Source organism: Nonomuraea gerenzanensis, assembly GCF_020215645.1.
Lineage (GTDB): Bacteria > Actinomycetota > Actinomycetes > Streptosporangiales > Streptosporangiaceae > Nonomuraea > Nonomuraea gerenzanensis.
The window spans coordinates 10899420-10914572 of record NZ_CP084058.1 but is presented as its reverse complement, the minus strand read 5'-3'; the positions used below and the strand labels follow the sequence as shown (position 1 = coordinate 10914572).

14 protein-coding genes are annotated in these 15153 nt (G+C 72.7%); 6 read left to right on the top strand and 8 right to left on the bottom strand.

Annotation, left to right across the window (positions count from 1 at the left end):
- Positions 1-2: 2 nt before the first annotated feature.
- The 3 genes from LCN96_RS50815 to LCN96_RS50805 all read right to left on the bottom strand — a co-directional run bounded on the left by LCN96_RS50815 (position 3) and on the right by LCN96_RS50805 (position 1520).
- Positions 3-764 (bottom strand): hypothetical protein, encoded by a 762-nt coding sequence (locus tag LCN96_RS50815; protein ID WP_225269569.1) that lies wholly within the window; start codon positions 762-764, stop codon positions 3-5.
- Positions 761-1261 (bottom strand): SigE family RNA polymerase sigma factor, encoded by a 501-nt coding sequence (locus tag LCN96_RS50810; protein WP_225269568.1) that lies wholly within the window; start codon positions 1259-1261, stop codon positions 761-763. The genes LCN96_RS50815 and LCN96_RS50810 overlap by 4 nt, the downstream gene beginning before the upstream one ends.
- A 70-nt stretch (positions 1262-1331) precedes the next feature.
- A complete protein-coding gene (locus LCN96_RS50805) occupies positions 1332-1520 on the bottom strand; it encodes a helix-turn-helix domain-containing protein (protein ID WP_225269567.1) in 189 nt (62 codons plus the stop codon).
- Positions 1521-1728: 208 nt separating this feature from the next.
- Here LCN96_RS50805 and LCN96_RS50800 point away from each other — a divergent pair, with 208 nt between their 5' ends.
- Positions 1729-3282, top strand: a complete 1554-nt coding sequence (locus LCN96_RS50800; RefSeq protein ID WP_225269566.1) for a PP2C family protein-serine/threonine phosphatase — start codon at positions 1729-1731, stop codon at positions 3280-3282.
- Entirely contained in the window at positions 3279-4301 is a 1023-nt protein-coding gene (locus LCN96_RS50795) for a cobalamin B12-binding domain-containing protein (protein ID WP_225269565.1), read from the top strand. The genes LCN96_RS50800 and LCN96_RS50795 overlap by 4 nt, the downstream gene beginning before the upstream one ends.
- Before the next feature lie 12 nt (positions 4302-4313).
- Here the strand turns inward: LCN96_RS50795 and LCN96_RS50790 are convergent, their stop codons facing one another.
- Positions 4314-6143: a rhamnogalacturonan lyase gene (locus LCN96_RS50790; protein WP_311132134.1), complete on the bottom strand. Its 1830-nt coding sequence runs from the start codon at positions 6141-6143 to the stop codon at positions 4314-4316.
- 340 nt (positions 6144-6483) lie between these two features.
- Between LCN96_RS50790 and LCN96_RS50785 the strand changes: the two genes are divergently transcribed.
- Positions 6484-8013, top strand: coding sequence for an N-acyl-D-amino-acid deacylase family protein (locus LCN96_RS50785; RefSeq protein ID WP_225269564.1), 1530 nt, complete (start codon positions 6484-6486; stop codon positions 8011-8013).
- Positions 8014-8093: 80 nt separating this feature from the next.
- Here the strand turns inward: LCN96_RS50785 and LCN96_RS50780 are convergent, their stop codons facing one another.
- Positions 8094-9380: an MFS transporter gene (locus LCN96_RS50780; RefSeq protein WP_225269563.1), complete on the bottom strand. Its 1287-nt coding sequence runs from the start codon at positions 9378-9380 to the stop codon at positions 8094-8096.
- Positions 9381-9549: 169 nt separating this feature from the next.
- Here LCN96_RS50780 and LCN96_RS50775 point away from each other — a divergent pair, with 169 nt between their 5' ends.
- Complete coding sequence (locus LCN96_RS50775; RefSeq protein WP_225269562.1) at positions 9550-10767, top strand: cytochrome P450 family protein; 1218 nt, start codon at positions 9550-9552, stop codon at positions 10765-10767.
- Here LCN96_RS50775 and LCN96_RS50770 read toward each other — a convergent pair.
- Positions 10701-11354: a TetR/AcrR family transcriptional regulator gene (locus LCN96_RS50770; RefSeq protein WP_225269561.1), complete on the bottom strand. Its 654-nt coding sequence runs from the start codon at positions 11352-11354 to the stop codon at positions 10701-10703. The two genes, LCN96_RS50775 and LCN96_RS50770, sit on opposite strands and share 67 nt — an antisense overlap.
- 79 nt (positions 11355-11433) lie before the next feature.
- Here LCN96_RS50770 and LCN96_RS50765 point away from each other — a divergent pair, with 79 nt between their 5' ends.
- On the top strand, positions 11434-11706 hold the full coding sequence (locus LCN96_RS50765; protein ID WP_225269560.1) for an antibiotic biosynthesis monooxygenase: 273 nt from the start codon (positions 11434-11436) through the stop codon (positions 11704-11706).
- Between the two features lie 225 nt (positions 11707-11931).
- Here LCN96_RS50765 and LCN96_RS50760 read toward each other — a convergent pair whose 3' ends face one another.
- Complete coding sequence (locus LCN96_RS50760) at positions 11932-12975, bottom strand: Lsr2 family protein (protein WP_225269559.1); 1044 nt, start codon at positions 12973-12975, stop codon at positions 11932-11934.
- Positions 12976-13117: 142 nt separating this feature from the next.
- Positions 13118-14245, bottom strand: a complete 1128-nt coding sequence (locus tag LCN96_RS50755; protein WP_225269558.1) for a hypothetical protein — start codon at positions 14243-14245, stop codon at positions 13118-13120.
- 118 nt (positions 14246-14363) lie between these two features.
- Between LCN96_RS50755 and LCN96_RS50750 the strand changes: the two genes are divergently transcribed.
- Positions 14364-15146: a neutral zinc metallopeptidase gene (locus tag LCN96_RS50750; protein ID WP_225269557.1), complete on the top strand. Its 783-nt coding sequence runs from the start codon at positions 14364-14366 to the stop codon at positions 15144-15146.
- The last annotated feature ends 7 nt before the right edge of the window (positions 15147-15153 follow it).

Here is a 15153-nt window from a genome sequence, read left to right as displayed (position 1 = left end):
GCTCAGCCGGTGGGCGACTGCTCGTCGTAGATCGCGACCGCCCACCGGCCGGGACGGTCACCGACCCGGGCCATCAGCTCTTCGCGCACCTGCGGCTTCATCAGCTCGCGGAGCTGGGCCGATTCGTCACAGTCCGTCCTTTTACCGATCGGCCTGCACCCCGTGACCTCCTCCGCCACCTCCCGGACCGGGGCGTCACCGGGGAAGACCCAGACGGTCATGCTCTGCGGAGCCTCCAGCCAGTCGCGGGGCGCGGAGCGCTCGTCGTGGTGCCCGCCGACTCCGTCGCCGCCGCACCGCCCGGCCGCGCCGCTCAGCACCTCGCTCTTGAGCCGGTACGTCATGACGACCCAGGCTCGCTGGTCCTCGCAGAGCACCTTCCACCCCGTGGAGGTGCTGGCCGGGGTGAAGGTGACCGTGCCTGCGCCCATCGCCGCGAAGCGCTCGGAGTGGATGAGGGGCAGGTCGAACCGTACGGCTCCCAGCCGCACCTCGAACTTCTCAGGGATCTCGGGAACGGCCGGCTCGATCTCGGCCGAGTTCACGGGCTGCTGGGCGACGGGGGGCGCGCCCGGCCGCAGCGGCAGGCCGATCAGGGCCACGGCGGTGACGGCCACGGCCGCCGCGCCCGCCGCCAGGGCCCGCCGGGTGCGGCGGATGCGGCGCCCGCGCCGGATGATCTCCTCCAGGCGGGCCGAGCCGCCGTCCTGGGCCCCGGCCCGGCCGGTCAGCAGCTCTCGCAGGTCGCTCTCGGTGTGGCTCATCGCTTGACCCTCTCCACGTTCATGGCCTGAATGTCCGGATCGACCCGAAGACGGGTCAGGGCCCGGCTGAGCTGGCTCTTCACCGCCCCCAGCGAGCACCCGACGATGTCGGCGACCTGCGTGAGCGTGCGTCCCTCGTAGTAGTGCAGGACGATCACCGCCCGCTGGCGCGGGGAGAGCGCGCCGATCGCGCTCCACAGCGCGGCCTGGTCGGCCACCTCGGCCGCCGCGTCGCGCGGGTCGGCGGTCTCGGGAAGCGTCTCGGCCGGCACCTCGCCGCGCCAGCGCCTGCGCCACCACGAGGTGTGGGTGTTCACGATGATCCGGTAGACGTACGGGTCGGGGTTGCCCTCGATCCGCCGCCAGGCGAGCCAGGCCTTCGCCAGCGCCGTCTGCACCACGTCCTCGGCCGTGCCCCAGTCCCGGGTGAGGAGGTACGCCATCCGGCACAGGCGTGGCTGCCGGTGTGCCACGTACTCGGCGAACCCGTCGTCCATCCGTCATCTCCGTCTCGTCGTCGTCCGGTGATGACTACCGGTTGGCGGGCCGATTCGGATTACAGCGCATTCAGGACGCGAGCAGAGCACGCACCCGGCCGGGCGTGTGCCCCAGCTCGGCCCGCATCACCCGGGTCAGGTGCGCCTGGTCGCTGAAGCCCAGGCCGGACGCGAGCGCGGCCAGGTCCGTCTCGCCCTGCTCCAGGCGGGCCGGCGCGCGGCTGACCCGCACGCGGTTGCGGTAGCGGCTCACCGGCATGGGCAGCGTCTACTTCGCCGCGCCCACCTCCGCGAGCGGCCTGCATCGGGGTGGTGGGCGCCGCCGCCGTGCTGCTCCTGATCGGTACGGCCTGCGCCGCCCGCGTCACCCGAGTGAAAGATCCTGCAAAGAAGCGATATGGCGGAACGAGAGCCCCCGTGCACCGGCGGTAGCGTGAGCAGTCCTGGGGGTCTCGCGGGATGGTGCCATGGTCGGGATGGTGGGGGAGGACGCGGCGTACCCGATGCTGGCGGTCAGCACCACGGGAGTCGTCGAGCAGGCGAACAAGCAGGCCAGGTCGCTGCTCCCCGGCCTGGCCACCGGCGAGCTGCTGGAGCACGCGGCCCCCGGCTGGCTGTCGCGGGCGCACTTCGGCTGCTCCGGCGGCACCGAGGCCTACGGCGAGATCGGCGACCGCGTGTACCAGGCGCACGCCGTGTACGCGGAGGGCGACCGGATCATCTGGTGGCTCATCGACGTGACCGGCAGGCAGCACGCGCTGGACGCGCTGCGCGGATGGACGCTGTTCATGGCCGAGGCCTCCAACGAGCTGCTGCCCTCGCTGAACCTCGACCGCTGCGTGGAGCTGACCGCCTGCCTGGCCGCCCGCCGCCTTGCCGACGCCGTGCTGGTCGTCCTGCCGCGCCCGGGCCGCCGGTACGCGATCGCCCGCTGCGCCTGCGGCGGCGAGGCGGTCAGGCAGGACGCGGCCATCGACCCGGCCACGCTGCCCGGCCTGTCGGAGGCGCTGCAGGGCTTCCCGCCGGTGCCCACCCACTGGGTGGACCCGGAGGAGGCCCCCGGCTGGGTGCTGCGCGACGGGCCCGCAGAGGTGGGCTCCGTGGCGATCATCGCCCTGCCCGGCCACGGGCTGCCCGCGGGCGCGCTGGTGCTGCTGCGCCGCGCGCAGGCCGGCTTCTCCGCCGACGAGCGGCTCTTCGTGCGGCTGTTCGCCCAGTGGGCGGGCTCCGCGATCGCGGTGGCCCGCCTGTACGTCGAGCAGTCGCTCATCACCGAGACCCTGATGGCCGAGCTGCTGCCCCCGCCCACGCCCACTCTCGACGGGGTGGAGCTGGCCGCGCGCTACCGGCCGGCGGGCCCCAGCGAGCGGGTCGGCGGCGACTTCTACGACGTCTACCCCCTGGCGGGCTCGGGACGGGAGTCGCTGGTGGTGCTCGGCGACGTGGCGGGCAAGGGGCTGGAGGCCGCCGTGCTCACCGGCAGGATCCGCAACACCCTGCGTGCCCTGCTGCCGCTGGCCGACGACCACCATCGCGTGCTGGAGCTGCTCAACGGGGTGCTCGTCACCGACGGCGACCCCACCCGTTACGTCACGCTCGTGCTGGCCTCGTTCCAGCAGCGCGGCTCGCGGGTGGCGCTGCGGCTGACCAGCGCCGGGCACCCGGCGCCGCTGATCATGCGCAACGACGGCCGGGTGGAGGCGGTCCCGGCCGTCGGCACGCTGATCGGAGCGCTGGACGAGATCACCAGCGTCACCGACTCGGTGGTGCTGGAGCCCGGCGAGACCTGCCTGCTCTACAGCGACGGCATCATCGAGGCCAGGGGCGGCCCGCTCGGGCACGAGTTCTTCGGTGAGGAGCGGCTGAGCCTGCAGCTCACGCAGTGCGCCGGCATGCCGCCCGAGGCGCTGGCGGAGCGGGTGCAGATGCTGGCCTCGGAGTGGGTCGGCGACGGCGAGCACGACGACATGGCGGTCGTGGCCATCTCGGCCCCGCGTACGGCAGGGCGGGAGCACCCATGACGGGCGAGGCCGAGCAGTGGACCGAGGCGCTGTGGGCGGCGGCGAGGGCCGGCGACGAGCACGCCGCGACCGGCGTGGCGATGGCCGCGCTCGACGCCGGCCTGCCCATGGAGACCCTGCTGCTGGACGTCGTGGCCGCCGTGCAGGCCCGCGTCGGCCACGAGTGGGCCGCCAACCACCTCTCGGTCGCCCAGGAGCACTCCGCCACCGCGCTCAACGAGCGGGTGCTCTCGGCCCTGGCCCACCGCCTGCCCCGGCGGGACGACCCGGCGGCGAGCAGGGGGCGGATCATGGTGGCGTGCATCGACGGCGAGTGGCACGCGTTCCCCGCGCGGCTGCTGGCCGAGGTGCTGCAGGTGCGCGGCTGGCAGGTCGACTACCTGGGCGCGCAGGTCCCCACGCCGCACCTGGTCGCGCACCTGCACCTGACGAACCCGGACGCGGTCGCGCTGTCCAGCTCGCTGGCGATCAGGCTGCCGGCCGCGCACACGGCGATCACCGCCTGCCAGGCGGCGGGCAAGCCGGTCGTGGTCGGCGGCGCCGCCTTCGGCCCCGACGGTCGCTACGCCCGCCTGCTCGGCGCCGACGCCTGGGCGCCGGACGCCAGGGCCGCCGCCGACCTCCTGGCGGCCGGGCCGCTGCCGCGCCGGACCGCCTCCGGCGAGGAGCCCCGACTGCTGGCCGACCGGGAGTACACCGAGCTGACCCGCTCCGCCGGAGACCTGGTGGGCGGCATCATCGAGGAGCTGGGGCGCGGGCCGGAGCTGGCGGGCTGTACCGAGCAGCAGCTCTGGCAGCTCGCGGAGGAGGTGGCCTACCTCGTCGACTTCCTGCGGGCCGCGCTGTACGTGGACGACCCCGAGCTCTTCTCCGCCTTCGTGGGCTGGATGCGGAGCGTGCTCACGGCGCGCGACATCCCGCCGGCCCTGCTGCCGGCCGTGCTGGAGGCGCTGTCCGGCCGCCTCGGCGGGTTCCCCCGGGCCCTCGGCATGGTGGCCGGGGCCCGGGGTTCCGGCTGAGGCGGACGGAGGTCAGCGCACGTAGATGTCCGGCCGCGGCGGGGCCGGCATGCGGTCGCCGAGGAAGAAACTCGTGTGCGGGGGCTGGTTGTAGGCGGTGTTCTGCCAGGCCACCGACACGCGGTAGAGCGGGTCGTGCATCAGGGTGTGGATGCGCCGGTCCGTCGGCGTGGTGGTGGCGTAGATGCGCAGCGCGCGGTTGTCGCTGGTGGGCCAGACGACCTCCTCGCGCCAGTCGCCGAACAGGTCGGCCGACAACGACGGGGTCGCCTTGGTGCCGTTGTTGGAGTGCACGCCGGAGGCTGTCAGCAGGCGGGTGTCGGCGCTGGTGCCGTACTTGTCGATCCTGGTCTGGTCGAGCAGCTCCCTGACGGGGTCGGCGTCCCACCAGATGAGGAAGTTCACCGAGGACGGCTCGCGGCCGGCGCTGTTGCCGGTGACGCTGCGCAGGGTGGTGTCGGAGGCGGACCAGAACTCGCTCGCCACCCGGACCGTCGAGATGTCGCCCGCGACGCCGCGGCCGTTGTCGGCGCCGGCCGCGGTGGACCACAGGATCGAGCCGGTGCGCGGGTCGATGTAGAGCGAGCTGGGCTGCGAGCTGGACTCGCTGACCTTGAAGTACTCCAGGCCGGCCCTGGCCGGGTCGAAGTCGCCCAGGTGCTGGGCGTCGCCGTGGCCGGTGCGGGTGCTCCACATGCCGGTGCCGTTGTCGTTGACGGCCATGGCGCCGTAGACGATCTCGTCCCGGCCGTCCTGGTCGATGTCGCCGACGGACAGGCTGTGGCTGCCCTGCCCGGCGTACTGGGAGCCGGCCGAGTTGCTGTCGAACGTCCAGCGCTTGGTGAGCGTGCCGTTGCGGAAGTCCCAGGCGGCGATGACGCTGCGGGTGTAGTAGCCGCGCGCCATGATCAGTGAGGGACGCTCCCCGTCCAGGTACGCGGTCCCCGCCAGGAACCGGTCCACCCGGTTGCCGTAGCTGTCGCCCCACGAGGAGACCGTGCCGCGCGGCGGGTCGTAGGCGACCGTGGACATCGCGGCGCCCGTCAGGCCGTTGAACATGGTCAGGTACTCGGGACCGCTGAGCACGTACCCGCTGGAGTTGCGGTGGTCGGCGCCGGGGCTGCCGATCACCGTGCCGGCGCCGTCCCTGGTGCCGTCGGCGGTCTTCATCGCCACCTCGGCGCGGCCGTCGCCGTCGTAGTCGTAGACCTGGAACTGCGTGTAGTGCGCGCCGGCGCGGATGTTGCGGCCCAGGTCGATGCGCCACAGCCGGGTGCCGTTCAGCCGGTACGCGTCCACGTACACGTTGCCGGTGTACCCGGACTGCGAGTTGTCCTTGGCGTTGGACGGGTCCCACTTCAGCACGAGCTCGTACTGGCCGTCGCCGTCCACGTCGCCCACGCTCGCGTCGTTGGCGCTGTAGGTGTAGGCGACCCCGTCGGGGGTGGTGCCGCCCGAGGGCGGCTGGATGGGCACGTCCAGGTACGTGCCGCCGGTGAAGCGCAGCGAGGCGGGGGAGGCTGCCTGCTCGGCGCCGTTCACGACGGCGCGCACGGTGTAGGAGGCGTCGGCGGCGGCGCCGTCGTCGAGGTGGTTGGTGGCGCCGGTCAGGCCCGTGGCGACCCGGGTCGAGCCACGGTAGAGGTTGAAGGAGACGCCGTCGGGGTCGGTGCCGAGCAGCCGCCAGGAGACCAGGTTGCCTGAGCCGGACCGTACGCTGACGAGCCCTCGGTCCAGGTCCTCCATCTGTTTCGTGGGCGGCGCGGCTTGGGCGGGGGCGGTGGGGATCGTGATCGCGGCCAGGGCCAGGACGGTGGCCGCGGCGGCGAGATGTAAGCGCATGATGGTTTCCTTTGCGATCGGTAAGCGCTTTCCCGATGGGAAAAAAGAAAGTTTCATGAGGCGGGAATGCGTGGTGATAGCGCTAACAAGCTGGCGTGGAGATTGCGGGCGATGGAAAATGATGCCCGACCTGCGGGGATGGTCACAGGGGCTCCTCGTCGGCGGCAGGGGTGGCTGGGTCAGCGTCAGGGCGTATTTAAAGCCAGTCTGTATCCGGTCCGCAAGAGCGTCCTTGCCGCTTCCTGACTCAGTAGTCAGGGCGATCGTGGAACCTCCACCGGCGCCTGGCGTTGTACCACATGACAAGATTCATTGACTCGTTCGATGCAGGGTGGGTTACATGGTCGATCTCATCCTTCGTGGCGGCACCGTTCACGACGGCCTCGGGTCCCCGGCATTCGTCGGCGACGTCGCCATCTCCGGTGGCTGGGTGGTGGAGACGGGGCGGCGGCTCGGCGGCGCCCGGCGGGTGATCGACGTCTCGGGGCTGGTGGTGGCGCCGGGATTCGTGGACGCCCACGCGCATTCCGACCTGGTGCCGCTGATGGAGCAGCCGCAGCCGTTCAAGCTGCTGCAGGGCGTCACCACCGAGGTCAACGGCAACTGCGGCTTCTCCTACGCGCCCGACGCCTCCGCGCTGGCCCAGGTGACGGGCGTGGAGGTGCCCGACTGGATGTTCGCCGAGTATCTGGAGACGATCACCTCGGCCGGGCCCACCAACCACATGGCCACCCTCATCGGGCACTCCACGCTGCGCGCGGCCGTGGCCGGGTTCGAGGAGCACCTGCGCGACGGCGACCTGGTCAGGATGTGCGACCTCGCCACGGCGGCCTTCGCGGCGGGCGCGTGCGGCCTGTCCAGCGGGCTGATCTACCCGCCGGGTGGCTACGCCGGCACCGACGAATTGGTGGCGCTGGCCGGCGTGGCCCACGGGTACGGCGTGCCGTACGTCACCCACCTGCGCGACGAGGGCGCCGGGCTGGGCGCGGCGCTGGACGAGGCCGTCGAGGTGGCGCGGCGGGCCCGCGTCCGGCTGCAGATCTCGCACTGCAAGGTCGCCGGCCGGGCCAACCACGGGCGGGCGCGGCTGCTCCTCGACCGGCTGCGCGAGGCCCGGGTGCGCGGTGTGGACGTGCGCGGCGACCAGTACCCGTACGTCGCGGGCTCGACCGTGCTGGCCGCGCTGCTGCCGCCGTCGGCGCTGGCCGGCGGCCGGGTGCGCGAGCTGCTGGCGGTGCCCGCCGAGCGGGAGCGGCTGCGCGCGCGGGCCGCGGCCGGCGGGACCGGCGCGGGCCTGTGGCAGGACGTCACGCCGGACGAGGTGCTGGTCACCGCGCACGCCGAGCCGTCCTACACCGGGCGCTCGCTGGCCGACATCGCCCGCAAGCTGGAGGTGGACGCCTGGGCCGCCACCTGCGCGCTGGTCGCCGCCGACCCGGCCGCCACGATGGTGGCCTTCCTCCAGGCGGAGGAGGACCTGACCGAGATCATGGCCGATCCGCTCATCGGCGTGGGCTCCGACAACGGGCTTCCCGCCGGGCTGGAGCATCCTCGTACGTGGGGGTGCTTTCCGCGCTTCTTCGGGACGTACGTGCGGGAGCGGAAGGTGATCTCCTGGGAGGAGGCCGTGCGCAAGGCCACCTCCGCGAACGCCGACCAGTTCGGCCTGCGGGGGAGGGGGTGGCTGGGGCCGGGGGCGTGGGCCGACATCTGCGTGTTCGACCCCGAGACCATCGGCCACGCCGGCACCTACGCCGTCCCCGCCGTCCGGCCGTCCGGGATCGTGCACGTGCTGCTTGAGGGGCGGGTGGTGGTCGAGTCCGGCGAGTTCACGGGCGGGCGCAGGGGCCGCGTCCTGCGGCTGCGCTGACGCGCCCGCGTGACTCCTACGCCTCGCTGACCGCGTGTTCCGCGGATCTTGCGGCTGCGCTGACGTCGCGCCCGCGGGTCCTACGGCCGCGCCGGCGTCGCGCCCGCAGGGTCGTCGGCCGCGCCGGTTTCGTCCTCGCCGCGCCGACGCCCGCGCAGCAGCGGGACGGCGGCGGCCAGGGCCAACGCCGTGGCCAGGCCCAGGCCGGGCAGCAGCGCCGGCGGCGACGAGGCGTCGTCGGCGAGGTCGGCGAGCCACTCACCGGGCAGGCCCACCAACGGGCTCCCCACGGTCTCGCTCAGCGTGGTCACGGCGATCAGCGTGCCGCCGACGCGGCCGAGCAGCCGGTCGGGCGTGATCGCCTGGCGGTGGCTGAGCAGCGCGATCCCGGCGACGATCGTGCCCGCCGTCGGGACGAGATCGCCGATCGTGTACCACAACCAGCCACCGGGCACGCCGGACAGGGCGAGCAGCAGGATGAACGGCTGGCTCGTCAACAGGGCGACCACGGCCAGGCGGTAGGCGCCGAGCCGGCGGTACAGGAGCACGGCCACCAGCGGCCCCAGAAAGCTCGCGCCGTAGGCGGAGGCCGTGACGGCCAGCGAGAGCCCCCCGCCCGTCGTGTCGGCGTCGAGCAGCGGGCCGCGCGCCGCCCCCGTCATGTCACCGACGAACCCGTCGATGAGACTCGTCGCGACGAGGAACAGGGCGATCGCCCGCAGCACCGGCTCGCGGAAGGTGAAGCGCACGCCCTCCACCACCTCCCGCCAGAGCCCGGCCCTGGGCGGCGGCGGCTCCTCGGCAGCCTCGACCCCACGGAAGGCCACCGCCGCGCAGAGCGCCGGCACGCCGATGACGACGCCGACTGCCGGCCCGTCGAGGCCGGTCCAGGACAGCGCGGCCCCGCCCACCAGCATGACGAGCTGCGGCAGCACGCACAGCACGGCGTTCGCGGGCACCAGGCGCTCGCGGCCGACGACCGACGGCAGGAAGGCGTCCTGACCGACCGGCGCCAGGGTCGCCATGGCGGACATCGTCATCATCATGGCCGTGACGACCGGGGCGCCCACCGCACCCGGGCCCTGCGCCGCCCCGTACGCGATCGCGATGGCCCCCGCGCTCACCAGCGCCAGCGCCACCTGCACGCCACGGCGGCCACGCGCCCGGTCCACGAGCACCCCCAGCAGCGGCGCCAGCACCACGGCCGCGAGGAACACCGCGCCGCCGCGCAGCATGTACGCGCCCATCGACAGCTCCTGCATCCGGAACAGGGACGGAGTGCTCAGCGTCAGGCAGAAGGCGAGAAGGGCGACGGCCAGGGCGAAGAGCGGCAGCCGCCGGGGACGTAACAGGCTGGGGGAGATCATCCGGACATCATCCTCCATCGTCCGGCCCCCTGGTTGAAGTCGTTCCGTAGCGATTTGTAGCCACGGCGGCAGGTGTCGCCGACTGCGTGGTGACATGACCACGCAGCGGTATGGCCGGGGTCGTTGGCAGAGCGGACAGTTGAAGTCCCTCCGACACGGGAGACTGCGCATGGAACCTCTGCCGATTCCGGCCCCTGGCGAGCGAACGTCACAGACCGTCCGCCGGTTCAGGGACGTAGGCGGGCCTGTCGTTCCGATCGAGCTGCCGGGCAAGGTCAACGCCTGGATGGTGTGCTCGTACGAGAGCGTCAGCGAGGTGCTGCTCAACGACGGCACCCTGTACAGCAAGAACGCCGGCAACTGCCCCGCGCTGCACGACGGCACCATCCCCCCTGACTGGCCGCTCCGCCAGCTCGTGCAGGGCGATCACCTGCTGACCAAGGACGGCGACGACCACCGCCGGCTGCGCGGCCTGGTCAACCGGGCCTTCACACCCGCCCGGGTGGCGGCCATGGCGCCGCGCATCCAGGAGCTCACCGACGGGCTGCTCGACCGGATGGCGGGCGCGGGCGAGGAGGTGGACCTCGTCCGGTACTTCAGCGAGCCGCTGCCCATCGCCGTGATCTGCGAGCTGTTCGGCGTACCGGAGGAGGAGCGCCGCCGGCTGCGCGAGTGGACGAACGTGCTGCTCTTCCACACCGCCACCCCGCAGGAGGCGGGCGAGGCCGCGGCGGCGATGCTGGGGTACCTGCACGCGTTCATCGAGCGCAAGCGCGTCGAGCCGGGCGACGACCTCACCAGCGGGCTCATCGCGGTGCAGGAGGACGACGGGGACCGGCTGTCGGACGACGAGATGTTGTGGATCCTGTGGCTGGTGCTCATCGCCGGGCACGAGACCACCGTCCACATGATCGCGAACGCGGTCGTCGCCCTGTGCGCCGACCCCGCCGTGGTGCCCGGCGCCGACGACCAGGACGCCTGGGAGAAGGTGGTGGAGGAGGCGCTGCGCAGCCGTAACTCGGTGCTCAACGTGATGTTCCGCTACCCGCTCCAGGACGTGCAGGTGACGGGCACGAAGATCCCCGCCGGCGAGCTGATCGTCGTCGGGCTCGGCGGCGCGGGCACCGACCCGGCCAGGTACGGCCCTGACGCGGAGCGGTTCGACCCCTCCCGCGAGCCGGACGCGCACGTCGGCTTCGGCCGCGGGCCGCACTTCTGCCTGGGCGCGCCGCTGGCCAGGCTGGAGGTGCGGATCGCGCTGTCGTCGCTGTTCGGCCGCTACCCCGGGCTGCGGCTGGCCGTCGGCGCGGACGAGATCGACTACACGCCCTCGCTCATCACCGAGGGGCCCGTGAGACTGCCGGTGGTGCTCGGGCCCCGGAGCTGACCGGTGAGGTGATGCTGGACGACAGGGGCCAGGACGGGCACGGCCTCCTGCCGGGACAGCGTGGCCAGCGGCCCGATGCGGAGCACGTAACGGGCCGTGGCCACGCCCAGCAGGTAGGCGCCGGCCAGGGCGGCGCGCAGCTCCGGCTCGTCGGCGTCGATCGCGCGGGCCAGGGGCAGCATCACGGCGTCCGTCATGAACGCCGTGACCATGGCCGACGCGCTCGGCGCGGCGGCCGCCGCCCGCACCACGGCCAGCATCCTGGGCCCGGTGTGCGGGTCCTCCCACAGCTCGAGGTAGCGGTGGGCCAGGCGGGTGCCGAGGTCGGCGGGCGAGCCCTCGCCGGCCAGCGTGACGAGGTCGCGCACGGGCGGGTCGGCCCGCAGGGCGGCGTCGAACAGCCCGTCCTTGCTGCCGAAGAACTGCAGCACGAGCGCGGGATCGACGCCCGCCGCGCGGGCGACGCCGCGGATGGTGGTGCCGTCGTAGCCGGACTCGGCGAAGCTGCGCTGCGCGGCTTCGAGGATCTCCTCGCGCGTACGGGTCGCGCCGGGCCGCCGGCCCCCTGCCCGTCGTGAAGGTGGCATGACGCCAGCCTAACTCACCACCGTTGAGTTCCGTGTGCTACGGTCAACTCAACAGCGTTGAGTTCTTGGGAGGCCGGTCATGGAGTACCTGCTCATCAGGCAGCGGTTCACCGACTACGACACGTGGCGGGCGGCGTTCGACGGGCTCGCGGAGGTGCGGGCGGCGGCCGGGATGCGCACCGTGCTGGTCAGCGTCGACGCCGAGCGGCCCGAGGAGGCCGTGGTGCTGTTCGAGTGCGAGGACGCGCAGGCCATGCGGCGGCACTTCGCCTCCGACGCGCTCAAGGAGGCGCACGCGAAGGCGGGCGTCGTGCCGGGCAGCAACCAGGCCAGCGTGCTGCTCCCGCGCTGACCGGATACGTCCGACCAGGCCGGCGGGGTCAGTGGACGGTCTCCAGCAGGCCGGTGACGAGCGGGCCGGCGTCGTCCCTTCCGCCGGGCCGCCGCCACCCTCGTGCGCGCCCTACCCGGCGACAACCGGCGGAAGGCCACCCCCTTGAGCTGGATCCGGCGGATGCGCGCAGGCGCCACCGACACCCCCAGCCCCGCCCCCCGATCACCGCAGCGCGCGCACGGACTACCTCAGCGCGCCCGCCGCCGGCGCGCCCAGCTCGATGGGCCAGACGACCAGCAGGTAGGACTCGCGCGGCCGGTTGGACAGGTGGCGACCGCGGGAACGGCCGTGGACGCGCAGGCCGTAGCGGCCAGCGCCCTGACAGGTCAGGTTCGGTCGCTGGCCATCGTCCGGGGACAGGCTCGCGACCTGCATGATGCCGGTCGTCGTGACGAACTCGATCTCCTCGGACTCCTCCCACCCCCGCGCCTCGGCCTGGAGCGCCGACGGACGCCAGTTGAGGTGCACGTCCACGGTGCCCCGGCGGTTGAGCGTGTGGATGACCAGCGAGTCGGGTGCGGCGGCGACCAGGCCGGCGGGCAGGTCGGGAGCCGGCGCCGTGTCCTGGAACGGGTTGACGACACGTAAGCGGTGCTCATCGGCCACGGCCACGGCACGTAAGGGCGCAGGCACGGCCGGGCGCGCGGGCGAGCGGGGATCGAGGCCGGCGATCCGGCCGCGCTCGCTCTGCGGCAGGCCGTGCTGCCTGGCCCACTCGCGGATCTCGCGCGACTTGTCGGGCAGCCCCAGCTCCTCGGCCACGCCGATCCCGAGCCGGGCGTACGCCTGCGGCCCGACGTCGACGGGCCACACGGTCACCAGGTAGAACTCCGCCGGCACCCCCGGCACGCCGCTCTCGGCGACGCCCCTGCCACGGGCGTGCACCCGCATGCCGTAGCGGCCCGGGCCGTGCGCGGTGAGGACGGGCAGCTCCTCGGGCAGGTTCATGCCGAAGCCGGTGAGGCGCATCTCGCCGGTGAAGCTGACGAGCTCGACCTCCTCCACCTCGTCCCATCCCTCGCCGCCGGGACCGGTGGGCGGGGTGTCGGTGAGCCGTACGGTGACGTCCACGACGCCCGTGTGCAGGCCGGTCAGGATGACGGCGGCGCCAGGTGCCGACGCGGTCAGCCGGTTGGGCACGTGGGAGGGCTCGATCGCGTCGCCCTGCTCCTGGACGATAAGCCGGTGGTAGCTCACGTACACCACGGCCCTGGCGGACGTGCTCATGCGGCGGCCCCTTCGACGCGGACGGTTGTGGCGACAGGGCCAGCGTGCCAGCCGGCCCCGACAGAAACGCCGTCCGTGGTGGGCGTCCGATGGCGAGGCGCCTGTGGCAGTGGTCCGGTGGCCGGCCTTCCGCTGGCGGGTGTCAGCCGGCCAGGGCCTTGAAGAGGCTGGTGACGCCGATCGAGTCCAGGAGCGAGGTGGAGGAGCCGCCCGCCGCTGCCGGGCCGGCGCAGAGTGACGGGTAGTCGGTGAGCGAGCTCAGGATCTGGCCCACGCCGATGGCGTCCAGCAGCGTGGCGGGGCTCTGAGCCGGAGTCTGCGCCGGGCTCTGGGCAGCGGCGGGCGTGCCGGCGGAGGGTGACGAGCAGGCGGCCGGGAGGCTGCTGAGGACGCCTTCGAGGTACTGCGCGAGCTGGGCGGTGTCGATCTCCGTCATCGCCGGCACCTCCGTGCCCGGCTCCGCCGTGGCGCGGGCGCAGACCAGCACCCGTCCGATGAGGTCCTCGAACATGGCCTGGACGGGCGAGACCGACGCCTCCTCGTCCGCGTTGAGCGGGGACGGGGCGAGGCCGGGAGCGGCGGGCGCCGACGCGCTCGGCGCGGAGGAAGCCGAGGTGCTCGGTGCGGCGGAGGCCGAGGTGCTCGGTGCGGCGGAGGCCGAGGTGCTCGGCGCTGCGGACGCGCTCGGGCTGGGCAGTGGCGGCTGGCTCGGGCTGGGGCCGCCGGATCCAGGCTGGCTCGGGCCCGTCCCGCCGCCCCCGGGCTGGCCGGGGCTCACTCCACCGGCGCCCGGCTGCTGCGGGACACCACCGGCCCCGGGCTGCTGCGGGACTCCACCGGCTCCCGGCTCGTACGTGGCAGCGCCCAGCGGCTGCCCCGGCACGGCGTACGGCGGCTGCCCCGGCATGAGGTGCTGCGGATCGTACGGCATGGCGTGCCGCGCACCCTCCGCCCCCACGAACGGAAGGACAGGCGCGAGATACGGCACCGCCGGGACGGCGGGCGCCCCCGCGCCGGCCGTGAAGAACCCGTGCAGCCGGCTGCCCGCGATGACCGCGTCCATCAGCCCCCTGATGTCCTCGGCGGTGACGGACCCGGCGAGCGGTGGTGGCGGCGACACGTTGATGCTGAACACGTCGTGATTGCTGCACCCGGAGGCGGTCTCGCTCTTGGTGTCGTCGGCGAACACCGGTGCGCCGAACACCGGTGTAGCGGTCGCGAGCAGGGCGGCGGAAGTGGCGGTGACTACGGCAAGGGCATGCCGGTACATGAATGCTCCCTGAGGGTGATGATCCGGTTATCGCTGCGATCAGTACCCTTAGTGGTGGTTCAACTACTTCATAGTTGGATCTAGCCCTCTTTACGCCAGGCCTCTATTGTCACGCTTCGTGAAATCATTGAAGACCGCCGCCGTGGCATGCGCACTCGCGGTGCCCTTAGCGGCTACGAGCAATGCCGCCGCGGCGACATACCCCGTGAAACATCCCAAACTCATCGCCAACGCGCTGTACAAAGCGGGCAAGCTGCCTACCTCCACGTGTACGGAGATCAAGGCCAGGAACGGCAGCGTCAAGCAGACGCGCGCCTACTTCGAGGCGGTCGTCGCCTGCCTGGAGAAGACGTGGAAGAAGCACCTCACCGGCGCCGGTCTGAGCTATGCCAAGGTCAAGGTGCGGCATGTCGCCAAGTTCCCCAAGAAGTGGTGCGACATGGAGACGGACCAGGACGACTCGCAGGCGTTGTACTGCGACGAGACCCGCGTTCTGGCCGTCAAGACGGGTAAGAGCTGGACATCCGACATGTCCGACCTCTGGCTCTTCTATGTAGCAGCCGGGACATATGCCTACCACGTGCAGAACCTCGTGGGCATCGCCGACGCCTATAACGCCATTCCTTATGGCAAGAGAGCAGAATTGCTCGAACAGAACCGTCGCTACGATCTTCAATCGACGTGTCTGGGCGGCGCCTTCATCAGAAGTGTCTGGCCGATGAAAGGCCGCACCTCAAGTGACTGGAACGCCTTGGTGGGCGCGGTCGAGGGCGACACTCCCGGTGACGAGCGCTGGTTCGGAAAGACGGCCAACCAGCGATTCTGGCTCAAGCGGGGCTTCTCCACCGGCGACCCCGGCTCCTGCGACACCTGGTCGGCCCCGTCCTCCAAAGTGGCTTGATCCGACG